This window comes from Falsirhodobacter xinxiangensis (genome assembly GCF_004959935.1).
GTDB classification, from domain to species: domain Bacteria; phylum Pseudomonadota; class Alphaproteobacteria; order Rhodobacterales; family Rhodobacteraceae; genus Falsirhodobacter; species Falsirhodobacter xinxiangensis.
In genome coordinates this window covers 185721-205343 of the sequence record NZ_SMYN01000003.1, presented here as the reverse complement: position 1 = coordinate 205343, position 19623 = coordinate 185721, and the positions used below count along the sequence as shown (strand labels likewise).

Annotated in this window: 16 protein-coding genes; 6 read left to right on the top strand and 10 right to left on the bottom strand. The window is 63.9% G+C overall.

What is annotated here, in order from left to right:
• Positions 1-6 precede the first annotated feature (6 nt).
• The 3 genes from nusA to infB are packed head-to-tail and all read left to right on the top strand — an operon-like array spanning position 7 to position 4739.
• Positions 7-1611: a transcription termination factor NusA gene (nusA, locus tag E2K76_RS05000; protein ID WP_136683178.1), complete on the top strand. Its 1605-nt coding sequence runs from the start codon at positions 7-9 to the stop codon at positions 1609-1611.
• Complete coding sequence (locus E2K76_RS04995; protein ID WP_136683177.1) at positions 1612-2244, top strand: RNA-binding protein; 633 nt, start codon at positions 1612-1614, stop codon at positions 2242-2244. It begins immediately after the preceding gene.
• On the top strand, positions 2241-4739 hold the full coding sequence (gene infB, locus E2K76_RS04990) for a translation initiation factor IF-2 (protein ID WP_136683176.1): 2499 nt from the start codon (positions 2241-2243) through the stop codon (positions 4737-4739). Before E2K76_RS04995 ends, infB begins: the two co-directional genes overlap by 4 nt.
• Before the next feature lie 311 nt (positions 4740-5050).
• Here infB and mutT read toward each other — a convergent pair whose 3' ends face one another.
• Genes mutT through E2K76_RS04975 form a run of 3 tightly spaced genes read right to left on the bottom strand, consistent with a single transcriptional unit; the run spans position 5051 to position 7638 of the window.
• Entirely contained in the window at positions 5051-5449 is a 399-nt protein-coding gene (mutT, locus tag E2K76_RS04985; protein WP_136683175.1) for an 8-oxo-dGTP diphosphatase MutT, read from the bottom strand.
• Positions 5446-6774: a bifunctional glutamate N-acetyltransferase/amino-acid acetyltransferase ArgJ gene (gene argJ / locus E2K76_RS04980; RefSeq protein ID WP_136683174.1), complete on the bottom strand. Its 1329-nt coding sequence runs from the start codon at positions 6772-6774 to the stop codon at positions 5446-5448. The genes mutT and argJ overlap by 4 nt, the downstream gene beginning before the upstream one ends.
• Positions 6775-6786: 12 nt before the next feature.
• Entirely contained in the window at positions 6787-7638 is an 852-nt protein-coding gene (locus E2K76_RS04975; protein WP_136683173.1) for a peptidylprolyl isomerase, read from the bottom strand.
• Positions 7639-7823: 185 nt separating this feature from the next.
• On the opposite strand from E2K76_RS04975, the gene secA reads away from it, so the two are divergent.
• The gene (gene secA, locus E2K76_RS04970; protein ID WP_136683172.1) at positions 7824-10493 is read left to right on the top strand and encodes a preprotein translocase subunit SecA; all 2670 of its coding nucleotides are present in this window, start codon (positions 7824-7826) and stop codon (positions 10491-10493) included.
• 61 nt (positions 10494-10554) lie between these two features.
• On the opposite strand, the gene radC is transcribed toward secA, so the two are convergent.
• The gene (gene radC, locus E2K76_RS04965; protein WP_136683171.1) at positions 10555-11301 is read right to left on the bottom strand and encodes a RadC family protein; all 747 of its coding nucleotides are present in this window, start codon (positions 11299-11301) and stop codon (positions 10555-10557) included.
• Positions 11302-11483: 182 nt separating this feature from the next.
• On the opposite strand from radC, the gene E2K76_RS04960 reads away from it, so the two are divergent.
• Positions 11484-11960 (top strand): glyoxalase superfamily protein, encoded by a 477-nt coding sequence (locus tag E2K76_RS04960; protein ID WP_136683170.1) that lies wholly within the window; start codon positions 11484-11486, stop codon positions 11958-11960.
• Here E2K76_RS04960 and E2K76_RS04955 read toward each other — a convergent pair.
• From E2K76_RS04955 to pip, 5 genes are all read right to left on the bottom strand, one after another.
• Positions 11957-12745, bottom strand: coding sequence for a 3-deoxy-manno-octulosonate cytidylyltransferase (locus E2K76_RS04955; protein WP_136683169.1), 789 nt, complete (start codon positions 12743-12745; stop codon positions 11957-11959). The two genes, E2K76_RS04960 and E2K76_RS04955, sit on opposite strands and share 4 nt — an antisense overlap.
• A 1-nt stretch (position 12746) precedes the next feature.
• Positions 12747-13568 carry a 3-deoxy-8-phosphooctulonate synthase gene (gene kdsA, locus E2K76_RS04950; protein ID WP_136683168.1) on the bottom strand — a complete coding sequence of 274 codons (822 nt, stop codon included), beginning with the start codon at positions 13566-13568 and terminating at the stop codon, positions 12747-12749.
• A 10-nt stretch (positions 13569-13578) separates the two neighbouring features.
• Positions 13579-14730, bottom strand: a complete 1152-nt coding sequence (dnaJ, locus tag E2K76_RS04945) for a molecular chaperone DnaJ (protein ID WP_136683167.1) — start codon at positions 14728-14730, stop codon at positions 13579-13581.
• Positions 14731-14797: 67 nt separating this feature from the next.
• On the bottom strand, positions 14798-16705 hold the full coding sequence (gene dnaK / locus E2K76_RS04940) for a molecular chaperone DnaK (RefSeq protein WP_136683166.1): 1908 nt from the start codon (positions 16703-16705) through the stop codon (positions 14798-14800).
• A gap of 173 nt (positions 16706-16878) precedes the next feature.
• A complete protein-coding gene (gene pip, locus E2K76_RS04935) occupies positions 16879-17847 on the bottom strand; it encodes a prolyl aminopeptidase (RefSeq protein WP_136683165.1) in 969 nt (322 codons plus the stop codon).
• Between the two features lie 40 nt (positions 17848-17887).
• Here pip and ubiG point away from each other — a divergent pair, with 40 nt between their 5' ends.
• Positions 17888-18628: a bifunctional 2-polyprenyl-6-hydroxyphenol methylase/3-demethylubiquinol 3-O-methyltransferase UbiG gene (ubiG, locus tag E2K76_RS04930; protein ID WP_136683164.1), complete on the top strand. Its 741-nt coding sequence runs from the start codon at positions 17888-17890 to the stop codon at positions 18626-18628.
• On the opposite strand, the gene E2K76_RS04925 is transcribed toward ubiG, so the two are convergent.
• On the bottom strand, positions 18625-19545 hold the full coding sequence (locus E2K76_RS04925; protein WP_136683163.1) for an acyltransferase family protein: 921 nt from the start codon (positions 19543-19545) through the stop codon (positions 18625-18627). The two genes, ubiG and E2K76_RS04925, sit on opposite strands and share 4 nt — an antisense overlap.
• Between the last annotated feature and the right edge of the window lie 78 nt (positions 19546-19623).

The following is a 19623-nucleotide window of genomic DNA, read 5'->3' as shown; positions in this document are numbered from 1 at the left end:
TGCGACATGGCGATTACTTCGGCCAACCAGCTTGAACTCCTGCAAACCGCCGAGGCGGTGGCGCGCGAGAAGATGATCGACCCGGATCTGGTGATCCAGGCGATGGAGGACAGCCTCGCCCGCGCCGCGAAATCGCGTTACGGGGCCGAGCTGGACATCCGCGTCAAGATCGACCGCAAGACGGGCCGCGCCACCTTCGCGCGCATCCGCACCGTCACCGACGAGGCGGAGATCGAGAATCACCACGCCCAGATCACCATCAAGCAGGCCAAGCAATACAAGGCCGACCCCGAGATCGGGGACGAGATCATCGACGAAGTGCCGCCGGTGGACTTGGGCCGCATCGCCGCGCAATCCGCCAAGCAGGTGATCCTGCAAAAGGTGCGCGAAGCCGAGCGTGACCGCCAGTTCGAGGAATTCAAGGACCGCAAGGGCTCGATCATCAACGGCATGGTCAAGCGCGAGGAATACGGCAACATCATCGTGGACATCGGCCGCGGCGAAGCCATCCTGCGCCGGAACGAGAAGATCGGCCGCGAATCCTATCGCCCGAACGACCGCATCCGCTGCTACATCAAGGATGTCCGGCGCGAGCCGCGCGGCCCGCAGGTCTTCCTGTCGCGGACCGACCCGCAGTTCATGGCCGAACTGTTCAAGATGGAAGTGCCGGAAATCTATGACGGCATCATCGAGATCAAGGCCGTCGCCCGCGATCCCGGTTCGCGCGCGAAGATCGCGGTCATCAGCTATGACAACTCCATCGACCCCGTGGGCGCCTGCGTCGGTATGCGCGGCAGCCGCGTGCAGGCCGTCGTGAACGAACTTCAGGGCGAGAAGATCGACATCATTCCGTGGAACCAGGATCAGGCGACCTTCCTCGTGAACGCACTGCAACCGGCCGAAGTGTCGAAGGTCGTGATCGACGACGATGCGGGCAAGATCGAAGTGGTTGTTCCCGATGAACAACTCTCGCTCGCCATCGGCCGCCGCGGTCAGAACGTGCGTCTGGCCAGCCAGCTGACGGCGCTTGATATCGACATCATGACCGAAAGCGACGAGAGCGCGCGCCGTCAGGCCGAGTTCACCGAGCGGACGAATCTGTTCATGGAGACCCTTGATATCGACGAGATGATGGCCCAACTCCTTGTCTCGGAAGGGTTCACCAACCTGGAAGAAGTCGCCTATGTCGAGGCGGACGAGCTTTTGTCCATCGACGGCTTCGACGAGGGCACCGCGAACGAGCTTCAGGCCCGTGCGCGCGACCATCTGGAAGCGGCCAACAAGAAGGCGATGGACAATGCCCGCGCCCTTGGCCTCGAAGACAGCCTTGCCGAATTCGAAGGCCTGACCCCCCAGATGCTGGAGGCGCTGGCCAAGGACGACATCAAGACGCTGGAAGACTTCGCCACCTGCGCCGACTGGGAACTGGCCGGCGGCTGGACGACCGAAAACGGCCAGCGCAAGAAGGACGAAGGTGTTCTGGAGGCATTCGACGTCTCGCTTGAAGAAGCGCAGACGATGGTGATGACCGCCCGCGTCCTGCTGGGCTGGGTCGATCCGACGGAACTGGAAGCCGAGGCCCCCGAGGCCGAGGAAGAAGACGAGGAATAAGTGACGCGCGGCGGCCATCAGGAAACGGGAACCGATCCCGAACGGAAATGCATCGTCACGGGCGCTTCCAGCCCGAAGGTCGGGCTGATCCGCTTCGGCCTCGGCCCCGACGCGCAGGTGGTGCCGGATGTTCTGGCCCGCCTGCCGGGCCGCGGCTTCTATGTCTCGGCCGACCGCAAGGCGATCGAGAAGGCGGCGGCGAAGGGCTTGTTCGCCCGAGCCGCCAAACAGCCCGTCAAGGTGCCCGAGGGTCTGGCCGACATGGTCGAGGCGCAGGTGGCACGGCGGGTCGTGGACCTGATCAGCCTCGCACGCAAGGCGGGCGCGGCGGTGACGGGATACGAGAAGGTGAAGGACTGGCTGGTGAAGGACAAGGCGCAGATCCTTGTGCAAGCCAGCGACGGCTCGGAACGTGGCAAATCGAAGCTGCATCCTCCGGGCGGACCGAAGACGTTCATAGGCTGTCTGACCTCGCAGGAATTGGGTTTGGCATTCGGACGTGAACATGCGATACACGGCGCGCTTGCCGCTGGCGGACTCACGACGCGTGTTGTAGAGGAAGCGGCAAGGCTCGCCGGGCTTCGCGGTGACATCGGCAGCAGGGCTGCCGGAAGGGATACGAAAGACGCATGAGCGATACAGACGGTAAGAAACCCCTCGGCATGGGTGGCGCCCCGCGTTCGGGGCAGGTGAAGCAAAGCTTCAGCCACGGCCGCACGAAAAGCGTTCTGGTGGAAACGAAGCGCAAGCGCGTTGTCGTCCCGAAGCCGGGTGCCTCGGGGTCATCGTCGGGCGCGACGCATCTGGGCGACCCGTCCAAACGCCCCGCCGGGATCACCGACGCGGAGATGGAACGCCGCCTGAACGCGCTGAAGGCCGCCAAGGCCCGCGAGGCTGAAGACGCAGCCCGCCGCGCCGAGGAAGAACGCCAGCGCGAGGAAGATCGCCAGCGTCGCCGCGAGGAGATCGAGGCGAAGGAACGCGAGGAGCGCGAGCGCGTCGCCGCCCTTGCCGCCAAGGCCGAGGAAGAACAGCGCCTGAAGGCTGCTGCCGAAGCCGACGCGCGCCGCGCCGAAGCGGCCAAGAACGCACCCTCCATCCCCGAGGCGCCCTCGCGCGCTGCGGCGGCTGCGGCTGCTCCGCCGTCGTCCAAGCCGGGTCTGCCGACCCCGCGCAAGACGGACCGGGAGCGTGAGGACCGCGATCGCGGTGCCAAGGGCAAGGAAGACAACCGCCGCGGCGGCAAGCTGACCCTGAACGACGCGCTTTCGGGCGAAGGCGGGCGTCAACGCTCGCTCGCCGCGATGAAGCGCAAGCAGGAAAAAGCCCGTCAGAAGATGATGGGCAACCAGCGAGCCGAGAAGCAGTTCCGCGATGTTCGCATCCCGGAAACCATCGTGGTGTCGGAACTGGCGAACCGTATGACGGAACGCGCGGCCGACGTGGTCAAATCGCTCATGAAGATGGGCATGATGGTCACGATGAACCAGGCGATCGACGCCGACACCGCCGAACTGGTGATCGAGGAATTCGGCCACCGTGCGATCCGCGTGTCGGATTCGGACGTGGAACAGGTCATCCAGCATGAACAGGACAAGGCCGAAGATCTTCTGCCGCGTCCGCCGATCGTCACGATCATGGGTCACGTCGATCACGGCAAGACCTCGCTTCTGGATGCGATCCGCAAGGCCAACGTCGTTTCGGGCGAAGCTGGCGGCATCACGCAGCACATCGGCGCCTATCAGGTGCGGACCGAGAGCGGCACGCTGCTGACCTTCCTCGATACGCCCGGCCACGCGGCCTTCACCTCGATGCGGGCGCGCGGTGCGAACGTGACCGACATCGTCGTTCTGGTGGTTGCCGCCGATGACGCGGTCATGCCGCAAACGGTCGAGGCGATCAGCCACGCGAAAGCGGCTGGCGTTCCGATGATCGTCGCGATCAACAAGGTGGACAAGCCGGGCGCGAACCCGACCAAGGTCCGCACCGACCTGCTGCAGCACGAAGTCGTCGTCGAGGCGATGTCGGGCGATGTGCAGGACGTCGAGGTTTCGGCCAAGACGGGCGCCGGTCTGGACAATCTGCTGGAAGCCATCGCGCTTCAGGCGGAGATCCTGGAACTGCGCGCGAACCCCAACCGCGCAGCACAAGGCGCGGTGATCGAGGCGAAGCTGGACGTGGGCCGCGGCCCGGTCGCGACGGTTCTGGTGCAGTCCGGCACTCTGAAACGCGGCGACATCTTCGTCGTGGGCGAGCAGTGGGGCAAGGTCCGCGCGCTGATCAACGACAAGGGTGAGCGCGTCGAAGAAGCTGGTCCCGCCGTTCCGGTCGAGGTTCTTGGCCTCAACGGCACCCCGGCTGCGGGCGACGTTCTGAACGTGACCGAAACCGAGGCGCAGGCGCGCGAGATCGCGGATTACCGCGAGAAAGCCGCCAAGGACAAACGCGCCGCCGCAGGTGCCGCGACCACGCTTGAACAGTTGATGGCGAAAGCCAAGGCCGACAAGGACGTGTCGGAACTGCCGGTGGTGCTGAAAGCCGATGTGCAGGGTTCTGCCGAGGCGATCGTTCAGGCGCTGGAAAAGGTCGGCAACGACGAGGTCCGCGTGCGGGTCCTGCATTACGGCGTCGGTGCCATCACCGAGTCGGACGTGGGTCTGGCAGAGGCTTCGGGCGCGCCGGTCATCGGCTTCAACGTCCGTGCCAACGCTCCGGCTCGCAACTCGGCCCATCAGAAGGGCGTGGAGATCCGTTACTACAGCGTGATCTACGACCTGATCGACGACATCAAGCAAGCCGCGTCGGGCCTGCTGAAAGCCGAGGTGCGCGAGCACTTCATCGGCTATGCCACCATCAAGGAGACCTTCAAGGTCACCGGCGTGGGCATGGTCGCAGGCTGTCTGGTGACCGAAGGCGTGGCGCGCCGTTCGGCAGGCGTGCGCCTGCTGCGCGACAACGTCGTGATCCACGAAGGCACGCTGAAGACGCTGAAACGCTTCAAGGACGAGGTGAAGGAAGTCATCTCGGGTCAGGAATGCGGCATGGCGTTCGAGCGTTACGAAGACATCCGCCAAGGCGACGTCATCGAGATCTTCGAGCGGGAGGAGGTCGAGCGCAAGCTCGACTGATCCCCACCCCATCCAAAATGAAAAGGCCGGGCGATTTGCCCGGCCTTTTCATTTGCTGCCCGTAGTTCTGTTACCGGCCCGATACAGGAAAGCCGACGAAGGTCTTTTCATCCACGCGGACGATGATGCGTCCATCCGCCTGCTGACCCACGACGAGCCCCTGAACCGAGATGCAACTTCCCAAGGAAATCGTTCTCAACATGGCTATCCCCATAGCTAGTCCCCATGAGACAACCATACACAGAGAAATTAAAAATTCATCACCAAAGCTTCGTGATCGCTCATTCCTTGGTTGTATTGTGAACTTTTAGTCACAGCCAATCGCGCAGAATGGGGATCAACGGCAGGTCTGCCGGGGGCATCTCGTATTCCGTCAGCGCGCCCGGGCGCACCCAGGCCAACGCCTGCCCCTCATGCCCATGCGGCACGCCCTGCCATTTCCGACAGGCAAAAAGCGGCATCAGCAGGTGGAAATCGGCATAGGAATGGCTGGCGAAGGTCAGAGGCGCGAGGCAGCTGGCATGGGTGTCGATGCCCAGCTCCTCCTTCAACTCGCGGATCATCGCGGCTTCGGGCGTCTCACCCGGCTCGACCTTGCCACCGGGAAATTCCCACATGCCCGCAAGGGATTTCCCCTCGGGGCGCTGGGCCAGAAGAACACGGCCGTCGCTGTCGATCAAAGCGACGGCCGAAACAAGGACAATCTTCACGAACGATAATCCGCGTTGATGTCGATATAGCGGTGGGTCAGATCGCAGGTCCAGACGGTCTTCGCACCGCGCCCCAACCCCAGATCGACCGAGATCACGAGGTTCTCGCCCTTCATATAGGCCGCCGCATCCTCCTCGGAATACGACTTCGCTCTCCAGCCCCGCTCGGCCAGAACCATGTCGCCCAGCGAAATCTTCAGCTTGTCGCGGTCCGCCGCCGCGCCGGATTTGCCGACCGCCATGACGATGCGGCCCCAGTTCGGGTCTTCGCCCGCGATGGCGGTCTTGACCAGCGGCGAGTTGGCAATCGCCATCGCCACCCGCGTCGCATCCTCGGGCGAGGCCGCCCGCGTCACGCGCACTTCGACGAATTTCCTCGCGCCTTCGCCGTCCTTGACCACCTGATGCGCCAGATGCAGCATCACGCCCGACAGCGCCGCCTCGAAGGCTTTGGCAACCTCGCCGCCCTTCACCTCGGCGGCCGCGCTTTGGCCGGTTGCCGCCAGAATCAGCGCGTCCGAGGTCGAGGTGTCGCTGTCCACGGTGATCGCGTTGAACGTATCGTCCACCTGACGCGACAGCATCTTTTGCAGCAACGCCGGTTTGATCTTCGCATCGGTGAAGATGTAGACCAGCATCGTCGCCATGTCGGGCGCGATCATCCCCGACCCCTTGGCGATGCCCGAGATGCGGATCTCTCCGCCCTCGCCCTGCACGACCGCCGAGGCACCCTTGGGGAAGGTGTCGGTGGTCATGATCGCCCGCGCGGCCATCTCGATCCCCGACGGATCAAGCGAGGCCACCAGTTCCGGCACCTTCGCGGTGATGCGCTGATGCGGCAGCGGCTCTCCGATCACGCCGGTGGACGACGAGAACACGCGGCTGGCCGGGATGCCCAGCACATCGGCCACGCGCCCCGTCACGGCAGCAACCGACTTCACCCCCGCCGATCCGGTAAAGGCGTTGGAGTTGCCGGAGTTCACGATGATCGCCGCCCCCGCCTTGCGCGGAACCGTCATCGCCAGTTTCTCCTGACAGTCCAGCACGCAGGCCGCGCGGGTCGAGGACCGCGTGAACACACCCGCGACCGACGTTCCCGGCACAAGCCGGATCAGCGTGACGTCGGTGCGATTGGCGTAACGCACCCCCGCTTCCACCGCCGAGAATTCGACCCCGGCGATGTCGGGCAGCCTCGGGAACCCGTCCTTGGGTGCCAGCGGCGAGACCGACTTCACCTTCGCCTTCGGCGCATCGTTTTGCGCCTTGGCCTTGGTCAGCTTTTTCTTCAGCGACTTGGCCTCGGCCTTCCAGTCGGTCTTCGCCATGTTTTGGCTCCCTTATTCCGCGATCAAGGAATCGTTGCGAAGCACGCTCGGGTCAATAGTTTCTTCGCTGCGCGTGACGTTTGCGCCTTCGGTGATCTTGGTCAGGTGCTCGGTCACGGCAGCCTGCTGAAGTTCGGCCGCCAATTCGTCGCGCACGGCATCAAGCGTCGGCTTTCCCGCGTCGCGCGTCTCGTTCAGCTTCACCAGATGCCAGCCGAACTGGGTTTGGATCGGGTTTGACACCGCGCCCGGCTCCAGCGTGTTCACGGCATCCTCGAAGGGCTTCACCATCATGCCGGGTCCGAACCAGCCCAGCGAGCCGCCGTTCTGGGCCGAACCGGGGTCCGAGGAATTCTCGGTCGCCAACTTGGCGAAATCGGCGCCGCCGTCGATCTGGGTCTTCAGCTCCTTCGCCTTCTCCTCGCTGTCCACGAGGATATGCGACGCATTGTATTCGGTCGTCGGCGCCGCATCGGCATAGCGCGCGTCATAGGCGGCCTGAAGCGCCTCGTCCGTGACCGCCGCCCCTGCTACCTCCTCCAGCGCCTTGCCCGCCAGATAGGACTGACGTTCGAGGTTCATCGCGATCTCGTCCTTGGGGGTGATCTCGCCCTCGACCGACTGGGCCAGCGCCTCCTGCTGGATCAGCTGTTCAAGGATGCCCTGATACAGCGCATCGTCCGGCAGGCTTTGATACTGGGGGGGAAGCTTCTCGCGCAGCACCAGCATCTGGGCCAGCGTGATGTCCTTGCCGCCCACGGTTGCGACCACCGTGTCGCCCGAAGGCTCCTGCGCCATCAGCGGCGTTGCCAGAACCAGCGCAAGCGCGGTGAGGGACAGCTTCGTTTTCGTCAGCATCGACATACTCCGGGTAAGGCCGCGCGGGACGCGCGACGTTGACTTGGCCCCAGCCTGCCCTTACATCGCTTGCGTCACGAGTGAGGGGCCCGCCAGGACCTTGCGCCCACCATTTAAGGCGTAAGGACAGCCAAGGCCACACCCTCACACGATCATGTCACACGCCTTTGACACGGCCGCGCGGAGAAAACATGCTGGGTCTCGGAAGTATCGCGAAGAAGGTCTTTGGCTCGCCCAACGACCGGATCGTCAAATCGGTGCGCCCGCTGGTCGCCAAGATCAACGCGCTGGAGCCCGAGTTCAAGGCGCTGAGCGATGAAGGCCTGAAGGCGAAGACCGCCGAACTGCAAAAACGCGCCCGAGGCGGCGAGTCTCTGGACAAAATGCTGCCCGAGGCTTTCGCCAACTGCCGCGAAGGCGCCCGCCGCGCGCTTGGCCTGCGTGCCTATGACGTGCAGCTGATGGGCGGAATCTTCCTGCACCAAGGCAACATCGCCGAAATGAAGACGGGCGAGGGCAAGACGCTGGTTGCGACCTTCCCCGCCTATCTGAACGCGCTGACGGGCAAGGGCGTGCATGTCGTCACCGTGAACGATTATCTGGCGAAACGCGACGCGGAATGGATGAGCAAGGTCTATGGCCAGCTTGGCCTGACCACCGGCGTCGTCTATCCCTTCCAGCCCGAGGCGGAGAAGCGTGAGGCCTATCGCGCCGACATCACCTATGCCACCAACAACGAGCTGGGCTTCGATTATCTTCGTGACAACATGAAGAACTCGATCGAGGAAATGGCCCAGCGCGGTCACAACTTCGCCATCGTGGACGAGGTCGACTCGATTCTGGTCGATGAAGCGCGCACGCCTCTGATCATCTCCGGCCCGTCGCAGGACCGCTCGGAACTGTATGTGGCGGTGGACAAGCTTATCCCGTTCGTGACCGACGAACATTTCAAGCTGGACGAAAAGACCCGCAACGTGACCTTCACTGAAGAAGGCAACGAATTCATCGAGGACAAGCTGGCCGAGGTCGGCCTGCTGCCCGAAGGCCAGTCGCTCTACGATCCCGAAAGCACGACGCTGGTTCACCACGTCACGCAGGCGCTGCGCGCCCACAAGCTGTATCTGAAGGACCAGCACTATATCGTCCGCGACGGCGAGGTGATGCTGATCGACGAATTCACCGGCCGCATGATGAAGGGCCGCCGCCTGTCCGAAGGTCTGCATCAGGCCATCGAGGCGAAGGAGGAGGTCAAGATCCAGCCCGAGAACGTGACGCTGGCATCAGTCACCTTCCAGAACTATTTCCGCCTGTATTCCAAGCTGTCGGGCATGACCGGCACGGCCCTGACCGAGGCCGAGGAATTCATGGAGATCTACAAGCTGGGCGTGGTCGAGGTTCCGACCAACCGCGGCGTCAACCGTACGGACGAACACGACCAAGTCTATCGCACCGCGCGCGAGAAATACGAAGGCGTGGTCAAGGCGATCAAGGAAGCCTACGAGCGTCGCCAGCCGATCCTCGTCGGCACGACCTCCATCGAGAAGTCGGAGATGCTGTCGCAACTCCTGAACTCCGAAGGCATCCCGCATAACGTCCTGAACGCGCGCCAGCACGAGCAGGAGGCGCAGATCGTCGCCGATGCCGGCAAGCTGGGCGCAGTCACCATCGCGACCAACATGGCCGGGCGCGGCACCGACATCCAGCTTGGCGGCAACGTCGAGATGAAGGTGATGGAGGCGCTGGCCGCCGATCCCGAAGCGCATCCGGACGAATTGCGCACCCGCATCGAGGCCGAGCACGCCGAGGAGAAGGCCAAGGTTCTGGAAGCTGGCGGCCTTTACGTCCTTGCCACCGAACGCCACGAATCGCGCCGCATCGACAACCAGCTTCGGGGCCGTTCGGGCCGTCAGGGCGATCCGGGGCGTTCGTCATTCTTCCTGTCGCTGGAAGACGATCTGATGCGCATCTTCGGCTCGGAACGTCTGGACAAGGTGCTGTCCACGCTGGGCATGAAGGAAGGCGAGGCGATCGTGCACCCTTGGGTGAACAAGTCGCTGGAAAAGGCGCAGGCCAAGGTCGAAGGCCGCAACTTCGACATGCGCAAGAACCTTCTGAAGTTCGACGACGTCATGAACGACCAGCGCAAGGCGATCTTCAGCCAGCGGCTGGAGATCATGGCCGCCGAGGACCTGTCGGAAATCGCGCAGGACATGCGCCATCAGGTCATCGACGATCTGGTGGACGAATACATGCCGCCCAAATCCTATTCCGACGCGTGGGAAGTTGAGGAACTGGACGCGGCGGTGAAGGATAAGCTGGTGCTGGACCTGCCCGTGGCGGCGTGGGCGGCCGAGGAAGGCGTCGATCAGAACGACATCCGCGACCGCATCTTCGAGGCGTCGGACAAGGCGATGGCCGAAAAGCTGGAAGCCTTCGGCCCCGAGACGATGAAGAACATCGAAAAGCAGGTCCTGCTTCAGACCATCGACGCCAAGTGGCGCGAGCATCTGATGCGGCTGGAGCATCTGCGTTCGGTCGTCGGCTTCCGCGGCTATGCCCAGCGCGATCCGCTGTCGGAATACAAGACCGAAGGTTTCACGCTGTTCGAATCCATGCTGAACTCGCTGCGGCAGGACGTGACGCAACGCCTGTCGCAGATCCGCCCGCTGACGGAACAGGAGCGCGAGGCGATGATGGCGCAGCTGGTCCAGCAGCAGCGCGCGGCACAGCCCGTCGTGACCGAAGAAACCGCCCCGCCCGAGGAAGTGGACCCCTCCGTCTGGGGCGAGGTGGGCCGGAACGATCCCTGCCCCTGCGGCTCGGGCGAGAAGTTCAAGCACTGCCACGGCAAGCTGGCCTGATCATCCTGCGTGGAAAAGCAAAACCGAAGCCGCGAGGCTTCGGTTTTTTTCGTTCGCGGGATTACAGATACCCACTCGACCTGAACGACAATTCGCGTTCCTTACCCACGATCAGGTGGTCGTGCAGCGTGATCCCAAGCACCTGCGCCGCCTCCTGTATCTGGATCGTCATGGTGATGTCGGCCTGCGAGGGCGTCGGATCGCCCGACGGGTGATTGTGCACCAGGATCAGCGCCGAGGCGTTCAACTCCAGCGCCCGCTTCACCACTTCGCGCGGATAGACGGGCACATGATCCACCGTGCCTTGCCCCTGCTCCTCATCCGCGATCAGGACGTTCTTGCGGTCAAGGAACAGCACCCGGAACTGCTCCGTATCGCGATGCGCCATCGCGGTATGGCAATAGTCCAAGAGCGCGTCCCATGACGACAGCACCGGCATGTTCATCACCCGCGCCCGCATCATCCGCTGCGCCACGGCTTCGAGGATCTTCAGATCCTGCGCCACCGTCTCGCCCACGCCCTTGACCGCGACCAGCCGCGCGACGGGCGCCGTCACCACCCGGTTCAGATCGCCGAACGTGTCCAGCAGCAGACGCGCCAGCGGCTTTACATCCTGCCGCGGGATGGACCGGAACAGCAGCAATTCCAGCAACTCGTAATCCGGCATCGCCGCAGCGCCGCCTTCGGTGAACCGCGCGCGAAGGCGTTTGCGGTGATCGCCGATATAGGAGGGCAACTTGCCCGCGATCGGGGCCGCTGCGGCCTCGTCATCGAACAGGGAAAGGGGGGCTTCGCTGAATCCGCTCATGCGCTCACCCTGCCTTAAGGATGGTTGCGAAATCGTTAATGCAAGGCTAGCGTCGCGGCAGGGCTGGCACGGCCCGCCGTCCGCAATCATGGTGAACGTGCCGCGAACCGAACGCCGACCTTTCACCGGCGCGACTGTCAGCAACGCGGACCCTGACCGAAGATGCGCCCGAAAGGACGACGATGGACCCCAAACTCATGGCCAAGGCGCTGCGCGCCGAGCTGGACATTCCGCATTCCCGCGCTCTGGAAATCGTGGCCAAACAGCTTGGCTACCGCGACTGGAACACCGCCGCCGCGCAACCCCGCTTCACCGAAACCTGCCCTATCCTGCGCATCTTCGATGAATCGAAGGCGCTGGACTTCTATGTCGGCTGGTTGGGCTTCACGCAGGACTGGCAGCACCGCTTCCACCCCGGTGCACCGCTTTACACGCAGGTCTCGCGCGCAGGGTTGATCCTGCATCTGTCGGAACATCACGGCGATGCGGTGCCGGGGGCGACGACCTTCGTGCGGATGAAGAACATCCGCGCCTTCCACACCGAGGTGATGGCGAAGCCCTATGCCAACATGCGCCCGGGTCTGGAGACCGAAGAATGGGGCACGCAGATGACCGTCTACGACCCGTTCCGCAACACGATCCGCTTCTGCGAGAGTTAGTCGATGCCCATCCGGGCAAGGTAGCCTTCGATCAGCGGCACGTCGGAGGGGTTGTTCAACTCCCAGAACGCGGCGCCGGGGGCGGTCACTTCGACCGCCTGCACCGGGTGGCCGTTTTCAAGGAAACGGAGCTGTTCCAGCCCCTCCAGCTTCTCCAGCGAGCCGATATCCCAGCCCATATAGGCGTCCAGAGCGGCACGGCGGTAGGCGTAAAGCCCGACATGGTGGAAGACCGGCACGATCCCATCCACCACCGTCTGCGCGTTCGTGAAGGGGATCACTTCTTTAGAGAAATACAGCGCCTGGCCCAGACGGTTCGACACCACCGTCGTCGCCCCCACGCGGCCTGCACGGCGGTCGGCCATGAAATTCGCCAACGCCTCGGCATCGCAGCGCAGCACGGGCGTTGCAACGCCCATGCCGCCGCGCATCGCCTCGATCAGGGCGGTGACGAAATGCGGCGGGGTCAGCGGCGCGTCGCCTTGCAGGTTGACGATGACCTCGGCCGTGATGCCAGCGCGCTGGACGGCTTGCGCCACGCGCTCGGTGCCGTTGCGGCATTCGGGATCGGTCATGATCGTGTCGGCGCCGATGCGGTCGGCTTCTGCCTTGATGCGGTCATCATCCGTGGCGACGAAGACCGGAACGCCGACCTGCCTTGCCGCGATCACGGACCGCTCCAAAAGGCTGCGGCTGACGCCGTTCGCCCCTTTCAGCACCGCCAGCGGTTTCGCGGGGTAACGGGTGGAGGCATAGCGCGCCGGGATGATGATGCAGGCGTCCATGTCAGAGCCCCTTGGCCAGCGCGTCGAAGGCCCGCAGGTTCGCGATCAACGCCGGCATCTGGTCCACCGGGATCATGTTCGGCCCGTCCGACGGCGCGTTGTCCGGGTCCTGATGCGTTTCGATGAACAGCGCAGACACGCCCACCGCACAGGCCGCCCGCGCCAGCACCGGCGCGAATTCGCGCTGCCCGCCCGATGTGCCGCCAAGGCCGCCCGGTTGCTGCACCGAATGCGTCGCGTCGAACACCACCGGCCAGCCGGTCGCCGCCATCGTCGGCAGCCCGCGGAAATCCGTAACCAGCGCGTTATAGCCGAAGGAGGTTCCCCGCTCGCACAGCATGATGTTGCGGTTGCCGGTCGATTCGACCTTGGCCGCGACGTTCTTCATGTCCCAAGGGGCGAGGAACTGACCTTTCTTGATGTTGATAGCGCGGCCGGTCTCGCCCGCCGCCAGCAGCAGGTCGGTCTGGCGGCACAGGAACGCGGGGATCTGCAACACGTCGCAGACCTCGGCCGCCTTGGCGCAGTGCCACGGCTCGTGAACATCGGTCAGGACCGGAACGCCGAACTCGTCCTTGATCTGCGCAAGGATCTCCAGCCCCTTTTCCATGCCAAGGCCGCGTTCCGTCCCGATGGAGGACCGGTTGGCCTTGTCATAGCTGGCCTTGAAGATGAACTTCGTGCCGGTCGGCGCGCAGGCCTCGGCAATCCGCCCCGCCATCATCCGCGCGTGTTCCAGCGATTCAAGCTGGCACGGCCCGAGGATGAGCGAGATCGGGTTGTTCCCGCCGATGGCGATGTCGCCGATGGTCACGATGTTCATGGCTTTTCCCTCAGTTCTTCATACCGTCCCAAAAGCCCTTCACCTTCGAAAAGAAGCTGGAGCCTTCGGGATTGTTGTCCGATGACAGCGTGTCGAATTCGCGAAGGATCTCCTTCTGACGTGCCGTCAGGTTGACCGGAGTTTCCACCGCCAGTTCGATCAGCATGTCGCCCGATCCGCCACCGCGCAAGGCAGGCATCCCCTTGGCGCGCAGGCGCATCTGCTTGCCGGTCTGGCTGCCTGCCGGGACCTTCACGCGCGACATGCCGCCGTCGATGGTCGGAACCTCCACCTCGCCGCCCAGCGCGGCGGTGGCGATGGACACCGGCACGCGGCAGAACAGATGCACGCCGTCGCGCTGGAAGATCGCGTGCTCGCGCACCTCGATGAAGATGTAAAGATCGCCGGACGGACCGCCGCGCAGCCCCGCCTCGCCTTCCCCGGCCAGACGGATGCGGGTGCCAGTCTCCACCCCCGCCGGGATGTTCACCGACAGCGAGCGTTCCTTTTCCACCCGGCCCGCGCCATGGCAGACCTTGCACGGGTTCTTTACGATCTGGCCCATGCCGTTGCAGGTCGGGCAGGTGCGTTCGACCGTGAAGAAGCCCTGTTGCGCGCGGACCTTGCCCATGCCGGAACAGGTCGGGCAGGTGACGGGTTCGGCGCCGCCCTCGGCCCCGGTGCCGTGGCATGCACCACAAGCGGTCGATGCGGGAACGCTGATCGTCTTCTGAACCCCGCCGAAGGCTTCCTCAAGCGAGACGCGCAGGTTGTAGCGCAGATCGGACCCGCGGGTCTGGCGTTGCCGCCCGCCGCCCGCACCGCCGCCACGGCCCATGAAATCGCCGAACAGATCCTCGAACACGTCCGAGAACGCGCTGCCGAAATCGCCCTGCTGGCCATAGCCCTGCCCGGGGCGACCGCCGCCCATGCCGCCCTCGAAAGCCGCATGGCCAAAGCGGTCATAGGCTGCCTTCTTGTCGGCATCCTTCAGCACGTCATAGGCTTCGTTCACTTCCTTGAACTGCGCCTCGGCGTTGGGATTGTCCTTGTTGCGGTCTGGGTGAAGTTCCTTGGCCTTGGTGCGATAAGCCTTCTTCAGCTCCTCGGCCGAGGCTCCGCGGGCAGCGCCCAGAACATCATAGTAATCACGTTTTGCCATTCCGGTCCCTTATGCGGGAAGGCGGCCCGTTTCCGGACCGCCCCCCTTCACCGCTGATCCGAAAGGATCATTTCCGCTTGTCGTCGCCCAGATCCTCGAAGTCGGCGTCCACGATGTCGTCATCGACATTGCGCGGGCCTTCCTCGGGATTTGCGCCTTCGGCTTCCTGCTGCGACTTGTAGATCGCCTCGCCCAGACGCATCGCGGCTTCGGTCAGGTTCTGGATGCCGCCCTTGATCTTGCCGGCATCGTCCTTGGCAAGGTTTTCTTCCAGCGCGTTCATCGCCAGTTCGATCGCCTCGATCGTCGACGGGTCCACCTTGTCGCCATGTTCGGCGATGGATTTCTTCGTCGAATGGATCAGGCTTTCGCCCTGGTTCTTCGCCTCGACCAACTCCTTGCGGGCCTTGTCGCCCTCGGCATTGGCTTCGGCATCCTTGACCATCTTCTCGATGTCTTCGTCCGACAGACCGCCCGACGCCTGGATCGTGATGTTCTGCGCCTTGCCGGTGCCCTTGTCCTTGGCGCCGACCGACACGATGCCGTTGGCGTCGATGTCGAAGGTCACCTCGATCTGCGGCATGCCGCGCGGAGCGGGCGGGATGTCCTCAAGGTTGAACTGACCCAGCATCTTGTTGTCGGCAGCCATTTCGCGCTCGCCCTGGAAGACGCGGATGGTGACGGCGTTCTGGTTGTCCTCGGCGGTCGAGAAGACTTGGCTCTTCTTCGTCGGGATGGTCGTGTTGCGGTCGATCAGACGGGTGAACACGCCGCCCAGCGTCTCGATCCCCAGCGACAGCGGGGTGACGTCCAGCAGCACCACGTCCTTGACGTCGCCTTGCAGAACGCCGGCCTGAATGGCCGCGCCCAGCGCCACGACTTCATCGGGGTTCACGCCCTTGTGGGGCTCCTTGCCGAAGAACTTCGTCACTTCCTCGATGACCTTGGGCATGCGGGTCATACCGCCGACCAGAACCACCTCGTCGATCTCGTTGATCGAAAGGCCGGCATCCTTCAGCGCAGCCTGACACGGCTTGATCGACGCCTTGATCAGATCGCCCACAAGGCTTTCCAGCTTGGCGCGGGTCAGCTTCATGACCATGTGCAGCGGCGTGCCCGAGTTGCGGTCCATCGAGATGAACGGCTGGTTGATCTCGGTCTGCTGGCTGGACGACAGCTCGATCTTGGCCTTTTCCGCCGCTTCCTTCAGACGCTGAAGCGCCATCTTGTCGGCGGTCAGATCGACGCCATGCTCTTTCTTGAACTCGTCGGCAAGGTAGCTGACGATGCGCATGTCGAAGTCTTCGCCGCCAAGGAAGGTGTCCCCGTTGGTCGATTTCACTTCGAACAGGCCGTCGTCGATCTCAAGGATCGTGATGTCGAAGGTGCCGCCGCCAAGGTCATAGACCGCGATGGTCTTCGACCCCTTCTTGTCCAGCCCGTAAGCCAGTGCGGCAGCGGTCGGCTCGTTGATGATGCGCAGAACTTCGAGGCCCGCGATCTTGCCCGCGTCCTTGGTCGCCTGACGCTGTGCGTCGTTGAAATAGGCCGGAACCGTGATGACGGCCTGCGTCACACCTTCGCCCAGATAGGCTTCGGCGGTCTCTTTCATCTTCTGCAGGATGAAGGCCGACACTTGCGAGGGCGAATACTTCTCGCCGCGGGTTTCGACCCATGCGTCGCCGTTCCCGCCATCGACGATGGCATAGGGGACCAGCTTCTTGTCCTTGGTCACTTCGGCGTCGGTGACGCGGCGACCGATCAGGCGTTTGACTGCGAAGATGGTGTTGGTCGGATTGGTCACGGCCTGACGTTTCGCGGATTGCCCCACGAGCCGTTCATTTTCCGTGAAGCCGACGATGGAGGGCGTCGTACGCGCCCCTTCCGCGTTCTCGATCACTCGGGGTTGCGCGCCGTCCATGATGGCGACGCAGCTGTTGGTGGTCCCGAGGTCGATCCCGATGACTTTAGCCATGTGTTTGCACCTCTGCTTGGCGGCGATTTATGGGTCCAGGCCCGCGAACGGCTCCTGGCCCCCGATCCCAGATGCGGCCGGCAAGGCTGCCGCCCTACCCGGCTACCGGGCGTATATAAGGAGGGGGTTTTCGCGCTGCAAGCGTCACAGCACCGTGAATGCGATGAAACGTCTCAGACCCGCAGCCCGTCCATCGCGGCAACCAGCGCGGCGCTGATCCCCGGCTCGGACAGGGCATGGCCCGCCATCGGCACGATCCGCAGCTCTGCCCCCGCCCAGTTTTCGGTCAGGCGGTGTGCGGATACGGGCGGACAGATCATGTCCAGACGCCCCTGCACGACAAGCGTCGGGATATGCTGGATTTCCCGCCGGTTCCGCAGAATCCAGCCGTCATCGTCCAGAAAGCAGCGATTGGTGAAATAGTGATTCTCCAACCGGGCGAAGGCGCGGGCATATTCGGACGGCGCCTCGCCCGGCACGCCTTCGGTCTGGACCGAAGCAAGCGCGTTTTCCCAATTCGCCCAGATCCGGCCAAGCCGCGCTTCCTCGACGTGATCGCCGCTGAACAGGCGGCGGTTATAGGCCGCGATCATGTCATCGCGTTCCGCTTGCGGGATCGGCGCAACGAACCGCCCCCACAGTTCGGGATAGAACCGCCCCGCCCCGCCGCCATAGAACCAGTCGAGTTCCGCCTGCGTGCCAAGGAACACGCCGCGCAGCACCAGCCGGTTCACGCGTTCGGGATGGGTGATGGCATAGACCAGAGCCAGCGTCGCGCCCCAGCTTCCGCCGAAACAGATCCAGTCCTCGATCCCCAGAAGATGCCGGATGCGTTCGATATCGGCGACCAGATGCCATGTCGTGTTATCCTCGACCGAGGCATAGGGGCGCGAGCGTCCGCAGCCCCGCTGGTCGAACAGGATCACGCGGTAATGCGCCGGATCGAAATAACGCCGCATCGCCGGGCTGCACCCGCCCCCCGGCCCGCCATGCAGGACCAGAACCGGGCGCCCCTCGGGATTGCCCGCCTGTTCGACATAGATGCGGTGCCCGTCGCCCATATCGATCATCCGCTGGTCGAACGGCTCGATCGGGGGGTAAAGGAATTCGACTGCGCGTTTCTGGGCTGACCTGTGATCCATGATGATCCTATATAGCCGCCAAAGACCCGCCGCAAAAGGAATGCCCATGCAAACGACCATCGATCCCGCAGAAGTGGCGAAATTCGAGGCGATGGCAGCCGAATGGTGGGACCCGAACGGCAAATTCAAGCCGCTGCACGTCATGAATCCCTGCCGGCTGGATTACATCACCACACAGATCGCCGCCGAATACGGGCGCGATCTGTCGGCGGACCGCCCGTTCGAGGGGCTGCGCATCCTCGACATCGGCTGCGGCGGCGGGCTTCTGTCGGAACCGATGGCGCGTCTGGGCGCGACGGTGGTGGGGGCCGATGCCGCCCCGCGCAACATTCCGGTGGCGAAGCTGCATGCCGAACAGTCGGGCCTGACCATCGACTATCGCAACACCACCGCCGAGGCGCTGGCTGACGCGGGCGAACAATTCGACGCCGTGCTGAACATGGAGGTGGTCGAGCATGTGGCCGACCCCGCCGCATATCTGCGCGCCTGTCACGACCTTTTGAAACCGGGCGGGATCATGCTGTGTTCGACCCTGAACCGGAACGCGAAAAGCTTTGCCATGGCCATCGTCGGCGCGGAATGGGTCATGCGCTGGCTGCCCAAGGGCACGCATGACTGGAAGAAGTTCATCACCCCGGACGAACTTTACGCACTGATCCGGGGCGCGGGGCTGGACCCGGTGGACCGCAAGGGCATGGTCTTCAACCCCATCACATGGCGCTGGAGCCTTTCGGCCCGCGATCTGTCGGTGAACTACGTCACCGCCAGCATCCGGCGCTAACGCGACCGAAGCTGCATGGTGGCGGCGATCGCAAGGCTTGCCAGCACGATCAGAATGCCCCCGGCGGCAGTATGCGGGGCCGGAACGGGCAGCGAATAGGCAACGGCGATCACCAGCATGTGCACGAGGTAGACGTCCATCGACACCTGCCCAAGCCGCCTTGTCCAGCCAAGCTCCGGCAGCCGCACCATCAGCGCGACCGCCATCACCAGCGGGGCGAACAGGAACTGCTGCGCTCCTTCGATCCCCACGATGTCCAAAAGAGAACCCAGCAGCGAGCAGCCCATCGCCGCCGACAGCAACAGCACCCCGTTCCCCCGCGCGGCAAAGATCACCACACCCATCCCGACCGATGGCAGATAGAGTGCCCCAAGTCGCAGGATCAGCGGCAAACTGTCATCCGCCCAGAGCGCCAGCAGCGGCAACGATCCGACGCCCAGAACCACCAGCGCCGCACCAAGCTGTCCCCATGAAGAGATCTGCATCACCGTCCGGCGCGCCGCCCAAGCCAGCATGAAGGTCACTCCTACCGCCCAGGGCAGGAACCAAAGCTGCGCGAAGCTTCCACGCGGTGGCAGGAAGCGCCAGATTTCCACCATCGGATCGCCCCCGGTGGCAAAGGCCTGACCCAGCTTGCAGGCCAGCATGATCGCGCACCAGACGAAGAAGGGCTGCATCAGCCGCCATGTCCGCTGGCCCAGCGCGGCAGGGCGCCCCGATGTCAGCCCGCGCAGCGTGAACCAGACCATGCAGATGGTAAAGAATGCGACCGCGCTTTCGCCCAGAGGCGCCAGCGTGGACTTGCTGTGGAACTGCACGATGACCAACGCGGCCGCGAGGCGAAGATAGTCGATGGTGGGGTTGTATCCTTCCTGCACCGTCGGCGCGGAGGGGACGCCCAAAAGGCGGTATGTCATGGGAGGCACTCGCGGGACTGGTTACGGAACCCCACCGTCCTTCCACATTCCAAACATCGAATCCACCCGCGAATTTGC

What these genes read in the sequence shown, in the direction of transcription:
- E2K76_RS04925 (WP_136683163.1), bottom strand. Translation starts at nt 19,545, where the DNA reads ATGACATACCGCCTTTTGGGCGTCCCCTCCGCGCCGACGGTGCAGGAA.
- ubiG (WP_136683164.1), top strand. Translation starts at nt 17,888, where the DNA reads ATGCCCATGCAAACGACCATCGATCCCGCAGAAGTGGCGAAATTCGAG.
- pip (WP_136683165.1), bottom strand. Translation starts at nt 17,847, where the DNA reads ATGGATCACAGGTCAGCCCAGAAACGCGCAGTCGAATTCCTTTACCCC.
- E2K76_RS04975 (WP_136683173.1), bottom strand. Translation starts at nt 7,638, where the DNA reads ATGTCGATGCTGACGAAAACGAAGCTGTCCCTCACCGCGCTTGCGCTG.
- argJ (WP_136683174.1), bottom strand. Translation starts at nt 6,774, where the DNA reads ATGGCGAAGACCGACTGGAAGGCCGAGGCCAAGTCGCTGAAGAAAAAG.
- infB (WP_136683176.1), top strand. Translation starts at nt 2,241, where the DNA reads ATGAGCGATACAGACGGTAAGAAACCCCTCGGCATGGGTGGCGCCCCG.
- dnaK (WP_136683166.1), bottom strand. Translation starts at nt 16,705, where the DNA reads ATGGCTAAAGTCATCGGGATCGACCTCGGGACCACCAACAGCTGCGTC.
- dnaJ (WP_136683167.1), bottom strand. Translation starts at nt 14,730, where the DNA reads ATGGCAAAACGTGATTACTATGATGTTCTGGGCGCTGCCCGCGGAGCC.
- secA (WP_136683172.1), top strand. Translation starts at nt 7,824, where the DNA reads ATGCTGGGTCTCGGAAGTATCGCGAAGAAGGTCTTTGGCTCGCCCAAC.
- nusA (WP_136683178.1), top strand. Translation starts at nt 7, where the DNA reads ATGGCGATTACTTCGGCCAACCAGCTTGAACTCCTGCAAACCGCCGAG.
- radC (WP_136683171.1), bottom strand. Translation starts at nt 11,301, where the DNA reads ATGAGCGGATTCAGCGAAGCCCCCCTTTCCCTGTTCGATGACGAGGCC.
- E2K76_RS04955 (WP_136683169.1), bottom strand. Translation starts at nt 12,745, where the DNA reads ATGGACGCCTGCATCATCATCCCGGCGCGCTATGCCTCCACCCGTTAC.
- kdsA (WP_136683168.1), bottom strand. Translation starts at nt 13,568, where the DNA reads ATGAACATCGTGACCATCGGCGACATCGCCATCGGCGGGAACAACCCG.
- E2K76_RS04960 (WP_136683170.1), top strand. Translation starts at nt 11,484, where the DNA reads ATGGACCCCAAACTCATGGCCAAGGCGCTGCGCGCCGAGCTGGACATT.